A 4,260-nucleotide genomic window follows, 5' to 3' on the forward strand; every position below is an offset into this window, starting at 1 on the left:
GCCGCGACCGTCCGCGTCCCCGTCGGGTCGACCGGGCGGTCTGCGGGCGCCGCCCCGACCCGGATGCCGGAGCCGCCGACGTCCACCCCGACCACCCAGCACTCCCCCGCCGCCTGCTCCACTCCGCCTCCACCCGCCGCGCCCACGACCCGTCCTCCCCATGGTGCCCCCGGCGGAGCACGGTCGGGCGGCTGCGCGCCCGGCCGGGAACCCGGCGCGGTGGCTACCGGGCACTGCCACAGCCGACGGCCCCGGCGGCTGTCGCCTCCTTCCTGATCACGTCGATCCCCTTCGCCGTCACGGTGGTTCGGAGCCCGCCGGTACGGATTCGGCCGGCTTCGCCTTCGTCCGGTTCACCGTCGTCCGGTTCAGCATCGTCCGGCCCGGATCCATGGAATCGCCCGCCGGGCCATCGGGTCGAATGATTCGATGAGGCTCGAACGCAGGCAGGGCGGGGGACGAGGGGGATGCGGTGCTCCGGATCGAGCTGGACGCCCTGGCGGTGGCGAACACCCGGTTCGTGATCTCGCCGCTGTACAACGTCACCGACAGCCTGTGGCTGCTCCGCTCGACGGCAGGAGCGGCCGGAGCGGCCGCAGCAGCACGAGCAGCCCGAGCGGGCGGGCGCGGCGCCGGTGGGCGCGGGCCGGGCGCGCTGATCCGGGAGGCGGTGCGCGAGCGGCGGCTGGCACTGCTGGAGTCCTTCTTCACCGGGGCGTGGACGTACATCCCGGACTTCCTCAACCCGCAGCCGGAGCAGCACGAGGAGTCGCTCGAACGCGAGCTGCACGCGGTCGCCACCGTCGCCCCGGAACGGCTGGCGCAGGAGGTCCGGACGATGCTCGCGGGTGACGCGGCGCTCGGCATCGCGGGCGGCCGCGCGCCGCGCGCCCTGCTGCGGGCGCTGGACCGGGGCGAGGCGGAGTTCGCCGAACTGGTCGCCGCCGAGCTCCACCAGCTCTGGCAGGCCGCCGTCGGACCGCGCTGGCCGGTGCTGCGCGCCCGGATCGACGCGGACATCGCGCGGCGGGCCCAGCTCTCCGCCCGGCACGGCCTGGCGAGCGTGCTCGGCGGACTGCATCCGCGCGTGCTGTACGACGAGGAGGGCGTCCGGCTGCTCGTCGACGCCCGGGCGAAGCTCCCCGCGAAGGCGCTGTACCTCACGCCGACGGTCTTCAGCTCCGAGCTGCACGTCTCGGTCGACCCGCTGCCCGGCGCCCGGCAGCTGCGGCCGATGATCCTCTACCCCGCCTTCCCGGGGCCCGACCCCGGTCCGGAGCCGGCGTCGGCCTCGCCCGCCGGTGACCTGCTCGGGGCCACCCGGGCCCGGCTCCTGGCCGACCTGGACGTCCCCCGGAGCACCACCGAGCTCGCCGAACGGCACCGGCTCGCGGCCAGCACCGTCTCCTACCACCTCGGCGTCCTGCACCGCGCGGGCCTGCTGGTGAGGACCCGGTCCGGACACCGGGCCCTCTACCAGCAGACCCCTCGGGCTGAGGCGCTGCGCCAGGAGGGCTGATCAGGCGGCTGCGGCGGGGAGACCCACGAGTTCGGCCGAGCCGCTGCGGTTGTGGCGCTCCTGCCACTGGTCCAGGGCGCTGCGGCAGGCGTGGTCGAGATGCCGCACGCCGGCGAGGTCGAGGCGGACCGGGCGGTCCGCCGGCAGGCCCTCCAGGGATTCGAGGGTCTCCAGCAGGCGGGGCAGCCGGAGGAAGGTGGCGCTGCCGTGGAGGGTCACCCGGACCGCGCCGTCGGGGAGTTCGGCGACGGCGACCTGGAGGTGGGAGGTGTCCCAGGCGCTCTTGAGCACGGCGAGGAGAAGGCCGAGCAGGACGCCTTCGAGCAGGTTGGTCAGCACGATGGCGATCGCGGTGACGGCGAGGATCCCGGCCTCTCCCCGGTCGGCCCGCCAGAGCGGCCGCAGGGTGCGCAGCGGGACGAGCTTGGCCCCGGCGTGGACCAGGACGCCGGCCAGCGCGGCGAGCGGGATGACCGAGAGGGCGGCGGGGACCAGCGCGGCGAAGAGCAGCAGCCAGACCCCGTGCAGCACCCGGGAGGCCTTGGTCCGGGCACCGGCCTGGACGTTGGCCGCGCTGCGGACGATCACGGCGGTCATGGGCAGGGCTCCCAGCAGACCGCAGACGGTGTTGCCGACGCCCTGGGCGAGCAGTTCGCGGTCGTAGTCGGTGCGCGGACCGTGGTGCAGGCGGTCGACGGCGGCGGCGCTGAACAGGCTCTCGGCGGAGGCGATCAGGGCGAAGGCGAACGCCGTACCGAGCACGCCGAGGCTGCCGAGTGCGGCGAGGTCGGAGGCGCCGGGCAGGTTGACCACGCCGGCCAGTCCGGCCACCTCGATCCGGGCGACCGGCAGGTCGAACAGGCCGGTGACGGCCGTCGCTCCGGCGACGGCGGCGAGCGGCGCGGGGACCACCCGGACCCGGGCGGGCAGGCGCGGCCAGAGCAGCAGGACCGCGATCGTCCCGGCGCCGATCGCGGCGGCGGCGAGCGCGCGCCCGTCCCCCGCGACATCGGCGGCGAGGCCGGGGAGTCCGGCGAGTTTGGCGGGGCCGCCGGTGGGGCCCTTGATGTCGGCCAGCGCGTAGAGCTGACCGGCGATCAGGATCAGGCCGATGCCGGCCAGCATGCCCTGGACGACCGAGACGGATATCGCCCGGAAGAGCCGGCCGAGGCGGGCGGCGCCCATGGCGAGCTGGAGCAGGCCCGCCGCGGCGGTGATCACGCCGAGGGTGGCGAGGCCGTGCTCCTGGACGGCGGCGAGCACGAGGACGGTCAGCCCGGCGGCGGGGCCGGACACCTGGAGGCTGCTGCCGGGCATCAGCCCGGTCACCAGGCCGCCGACGATGCCGGTGACCAGGCCGAGTTCGGCCGGTACGCCGGAGGCGACGGCGACGCCCACGCAGAGCGGGAGCGCCACCAGGAAGACGACGAGGGAGGCGGGGAGGTCGGAGCGCAGAGTGCTCAGCCGAAGGGCGGGACGACGAGTCATCGGGTCCTCGGGAGAGTGGCGGGTCGGACGGTGGTCATGGGGTAACGGCCCGGAGGGCGGTGGGGCGTGCGGCCGCGGGTCGTGCGGCGGCCCGTGCGGTGCGGGGCTCACAGCGGCAGGAACAGATCGGTGTCGGCCCGGTGTTCGAGCACCAGGCCGGTGTGGATCTCGTAGAACCAGCCGCGCAGCCGGATCCGCCCCTCGTCCAGCCGCCGGGCGACGGCGGGATAGCCGCGCAACCGGTCGAGCTGGGCGAGGACGTGCCGCTGCACGGGGCCCGCGACGGTCGGGTCGAAGACCTCGGCCCCGTCCGCGCGGAGCACGGCCCGGTCGGCGTGGCGGAGCCAGGAGCGGACGGCGGGCACCACGCTGAGGTCCTCGCCGCGGACCACGGCACCGACGGCGCCGCAGTGCGAGTGGCCGCAGACGACGATGTCGCGCACGCCCAGCACCTCGACGGCGTACTCGACGGTGGCGGTCTCCCCCGAGGCGCCGTCGGCCCGGTAGACGGGGACGATGTTGCCCGCGGTGCGGAGCTCGAAGAGGTCGCCGGGGTCGGCGTTGGTGATCAGGGCCGGGACCACGCGGGAGTCGGAGCAGGTGATGAACAGGGCCTGCGGGCTCTGGCCGGCGGCGAGCCCGGTGAGTTCGCGGCCGGTGTCCCCGACCCGCTGCGGGAAGGCCCGGGCCCGGTCGATGAGCGGTTCCATGAGGGTGACTGCCTCCTTCGGTGACGTCAGGTGCTGGCCTGCTCACCTGACGTTGCGTCAAGAGCGAGTAAAACACGGGTATGGAGCAAGCAAAAGCCGGTTTTGAGCACAGAGTGTGCCGATCCGGTTAACATCCTGTTGCCTCGAACGAAATGACGCCTTCCACTACGGAAGCCGCAGGTCAAAGGACATGGCGCGGTCCGATCGACAGTCGGCGCACAGAATTTGCCCCGCGCCCCTCCCGTCACCGCGCGCCCTCCGGGCGCGCTCCTGCGCCACCGCCGACCGGGCGGACGCCGAGGACCGGCGGGCGAGGCTCCACAACACCCGCGCCGAGCCCGCCGGCCCGACCGGCGACAGGGACGGCGGCCCCGCCGTACTGGCGGTGTCGACCCGCGCCCGGCTGCGCCACCTGGCCGCCGCCGGGACCCGGCCGGACGCGCCCGCCTCCCCGGACGGGGCCGCCGACCCCACCAGCGGCTACCCCGCATCCGAGTCCGCACTCCAGCGCATGCCGCGCCGCCGCCGGGCGGGTCCACTGCC

3 protein-coding genes and 1 pseudogene are annotated in these 4,260 nt (G+C 75.3%); 2 read left to right on the forward strand and 2 right to left on the reverse strand.

The features are described from left to right. Positions 1-472 precede the first annotated feature (472 nt). Positions 473-1,519, forward strand: a complete 1,047-nt coding sequence (locus BI06_RS38025; protein ID WP_051742751.1) for a helix-turn-helix transcriptional regulator — start codon at positions 473-475, stop codon at positions 1,517-1,519. Here BI06_RS38025 and BI06_RS38030 read toward each other — a convergent pair whose 3' ends face one another. Beyond that, positions 1,520-3,007 carry a SulP family inorganic anion transporter gene (locus BI06_RS38030; RefSeq protein ID WP_030393163.1) on the reverse strand — a complete coding sequence of 496 codons (1,488 nt, stop codon included), beginning with the start codon at positions 3,005-3,007 and terminating at the stop codon, positions 1,520-1,522. A 107-nt stretch (positions 3,008-3,114) separates the two neighbouring features. Further along, positions 3,115-3,717: a carbonic anhydrase gene (locus BI06_RS38035; RefSeq protein ID WP_043475892.1), complete on the reverse strand. Its 603-nt coding sequence runs from the start codon at positions 3,715-3,717 to the stop codon at positions 3,115-3,117. Between the two features lie 190 nt (positions 3,718-3,907). On the opposite strand from BI06_RS38035, the pseudogene BI06_RS52995 reads away from it, so the two are divergent. Further along, positions 3,908-4,260: pseudogene (locus tag BI06_RS52995) on the forward strand (hypothetical protein); the annotation flags it as partial.

Origin of the sequence: Kitasatospora sp. MBT66 (assembly GCF_000710405.2) — a bacterium.
GTDB classification, from domain to species: domain Bacteria; phylum Actinomycetota; class Actinomycetes; order Streptomycetales; family Streptomycetaceae; genus Kitasatospora; species Kitasatospora purpeofusca.